We start from the raw sequence: 3,263 nt of genomic DNA, 5'->3' as shown, positions 1-3,263 counted from the left end.
CCGTTACGGACAAGATCTGCAATGACCTTGGCATCTTTGTAGTCGTTCTTCGTTGGTGAATTATCTTCTAATTCTTTGGTTCTGTTCACATGATGCGGATTCACTAGAACCAGCTTGATTCCATGTTGCTGTAGAAACTCCGCCAGTGTGAACCAGTAATGGCCCGTAGGCTCAACACCAAGGATTACTTGTGTTTTCCCTGTGATTTCCTGCAGTTCCTTCATCCACAACAAGAGAGCCTCAAATCCCGTGTTATTATTGCTAAAAACACATTCATTTGCGATCTCAATTCCTCGGAAATCTATGGCTCGAGCTACATGCAATTCCTTTGCAATGTCTGCACCTACCACCAAAGTGGATTCGGTAATTTGTTCAATACGTTGATTCATCTTCATTTTTTGTTTATACTTCATATTGAGCGTCCTCCTTCTAATTAGGGCAGTGAATGTTTCCCATTCCAGACCCAGCATACAGGAGACGCTCTTTTTGTTCAAACCTCGAATTCATTCATTACAGGAATTGCTCCATTATATCATTAAATGCCTGATCGCTAAAATATACAAATTGTTCTTTATTCCCTTTTCTAGTGACTCGTATCAAGTTGTTTTTTAGATCTAGATCTTCTAGATTACAACCGGCGACTTCTGATAAACGGAGTCCTGATCCTAATATTAGTGAAATAATCGCAGTATCACGTTCCCGATTGTGTTGATGAAATCGGTGCATCCTTTTATTATCTTTATATTTTTGACCATAACCATGCGATACAAATTCACGAAAGGAATCAAAGTCATCATCTCTTAATAGGGTTCCGCCTATTCTGTTTGCAACTGTTTCTTGGCTTTCTTTAACTGAATTTAGTTCTACCTTAGCCATGACATTGCGCAATAGATATGGCTTTAAATCGGTGGTTTCAGCTTTATTTTGTAAGTAATCAAACAGCGATTTGAGGGCTGAAATTTTTCGATTAATGGTGATTCTGCTGTTTCCTGTTTGATATTCAAGATAAGTGAGAAAGTTCTCAATGTCCCGGACTGTTAACTTTTCTAAAGCGTCAAGTGATACATTTTTTCGGTGGTCAGCTACAAAACAGTCCGTTACCATCCAATCAAAAAAGATAATAAAATCATGGGTATAGTTAAGGAGAGTGGTGTGTGACAGTTTCCTCTTACGGCTATCTATGTATTCTGTAACATACCAAGGTAAGTTGTTTGTTGCAGGGTAGATGTGCTCAGTTTTGCAGCAATTGCTTATGCAGTAAAAGTAGCCTGGTTTGATATGGAGTGATGGGCATGATAGGCTTACTGGTCTCTGCGAAGCCTGTGGCTTCGCCCCTTCGCAGGGAATCATGCCCATAGAGGCTCCATGTCAAACCTATGCATAAACCTTACTTGTTGCTGTATATTGATAAAATTGCTTGGCTGCAAAACTCGGCACTTTTCGATTGCCAAAAACAGTAAGTCAGAAAGCTTCTCATCAATCCGTTTCATATAATGGAACTTTGTTTGCTTATCCATGCCATGTTACCTCCACAACCGGTTATCTTATAATAAATTTCGTCAAATTTGTATTTTACGTAATTATTAGTAAATACCTAGTTTATAGACGTTCGCCAGATAAAAGATGTTGGTTGGGGAGAAACCAAGTGTCAGAGGGATAACCATCCCCCACAACAACAAAAGGTTTTCGTATGAATTACTATCACTTTTCTTCTATAGTTAGTTTCTCGATGAAGTCATCAATATCGACTCGGTTGTTGTCTGTAACTCGATAAATACATAAAGGAATATGGAGCATATTCGAAATTTCTTGCGCGAATATTAATTCTTCTTGCTGTAGTTTTCTTATCATATCAATATCAATAGATGCAATCGAGTCTCTCTTAACTAGCCTGGAGTGGATTTGTGCTTCGTCGTCAGTCAATAAGATGATATAATGGCTTCGATTAAATAGTCTTGATTTTCAGTGATGTGACTTACTCTCTTACTAATATCAAAGTGTTTTTGTTTTTTAGATGCGATTAGTAGACTTGCAGTATGATGAATTAGTTGATAATCATTAGTCAGTTCACGACAAAATTGTGTTTTCCCTACCCCATGTACACCAGAAACGAATATGATGTTATTCATCTATAAATCACTCTACTTTTCAATTGATATAACAAAAAGATTGAGGTGCATGAAAAGACTTGTATTCTGATTTGGGATCAATTGGTTTATCATAAAGCACAGGATCTGAAATTTTAATTGCGTAACCTTCTACTCTGTTTTCAAAGTATTTTTTAAAATATAGATTGCTTATGCCTGAAGCATCTTTCGTCTTTTCCCATAATATATCGGGACGGTTAGCGATTATGGTTTCTATTTTGAATTCACCTACTATTTTCCCTTCAGGCATCGTAGAGTAAACTACAACTGTATCAATATTCTCTTTCTTGAAAATTGATTTTCGATACTCATATTTCTTTTCACCGCTAAATATTTTTTCAACGAATTCGGGTTTAATCGATAACAAGACTTTCATATACATCACCTTTTATTAAAATCTGTTCAAATTCTTGATCATTAAGAGTGAAGTAGCCCCAATAGTTATCTTTAGATAGGCCTACTTCCTCCACCAATCTCTGTTGATTTAATCTTCTTCTTAACGCTATATTATAAGTCATTTTTAAAATGTATACGTTACCAGGTTTATTCCAATAATACTGTAAATCCTGAGTTGAAAATACAGAGTAATCTTTACAATACTTAAGAAACTCCTGTATATTTGCAAAATCTCTTCGATGCTTCATCTCCTCTACAACGCAGATAGATGTTGCTACCGAGGTATACCATGCTTTTGTGTTTTCCGTTTTTGTTCTATAGATTACAATCAAGTCACCTGGTCTTACAGTTGCAAGTCCAGGCATTGAAGCAATATACACCTTATGAATACTGTTAGTATGAGATACATCTTTAATTATATCAAAGCTCTCATTACGAAGAATAGAATCCGGAAACAACTTCGTGTGATATACGGGCTTTACTGCTAATAAGTGCTTTCGTTTCCCTTTTGAGCAGACTAAAGGATAATCTTGCAGAATATGACCTACAGTGCTTTCAAGCGTCTTAGTCAATACTAATTCTTGGCCTGTAGTTGATTGCTTAACTGATTTATTAATAAAACCGTACGACGGATTGTCAAGCCAAGTGCGACAGTTCCTCTGCAAAGGATTCGTGAGCGGACTTCCAGCCCAAACATTTTCGTGGTCGTTGATTGATCAG

General features: G+C 36.7%; 5 protein-coding genes. All 5 read right to left on the bottom strand.

Going from position 1 to position 3,263, the window contains the following annotated elements:
* On the bottom strand, nucleotides 1–413 hold a 413-nt coding region (locus PPOP_RS13265; protein WP_006287026.1), incomplete at its 3' end, for an IS110 family transposase.
* Between the two features lie 97 nt (nucleotides 414–510).
* Entirely contained in the window at nucleotides 511–1,350 is an 840-nt protein-coding gene (locus PPOP_RS13260; protein WP_052516622.1) for a tyrosine-type recombinase/integrase, read from the bottom strand.
* Nucleotides 1,347–1,517 carry a hypothetical protein gene (locus tag PPOP_RS22815; RefSeq protein ID WP_006287024.1) on the bottom strand — a complete coding sequence of 57 codons (171 nt, stop codon included), beginning with the start codon at nucleotides 1,515–1,517 and terminating at the stop codon, nucleotides 1,347–1,349. Before PPOP_RS22815 ends, PPOP_RS13260 begins: the two co-directional genes overlap by 4 nt.
* A gap of 631 nt (nucleotides 1,518–2,148) precedes the next feature.
* Nucleotides 2,149–2,523, bottom strand: coding sequence for an ASCH domain-containing protein (locus PPOP_RS13255; protein WP_006287021.1), 375 nt, complete (start codon nucleotides 2,521–2,523; stop codon nucleotides 2,149–2,151).
* A complete protein-coding gene (locus PPOP_RS19500) occupies nucleotides 2,501–3,115 on the bottom strand; it encodes a hypothetical protein (RefSeq protein ID WP_148277942.1) in 615 nt (204 codons plus the stop codon). The genes PPOP_RS13255 and PPOP_RS19500 overlap by 23 nt, the downstream gene beginning before the upstream one ends.
* Nucleotides 3,116–3,263 lie beyond the last annotated feature (148 nt).

Origin of the sequence: Paenibacillus popilliae ATCC 14706, assembly GCF_000315235.1 — a bacterium.
In the GTDB taxonomy this organism is placed as follows: Bacteria; Bacillota; Bacilli; order Paenibacillales; family Paenibacillaceae; genus Paenibacillus_B; species Paenibacillus_B popilliae.
The sequence above is the reverse complement of the archived record's forward strand: the minus strand, read 5'-3'. Positions and strand labels throughout refer to the sequence as shown.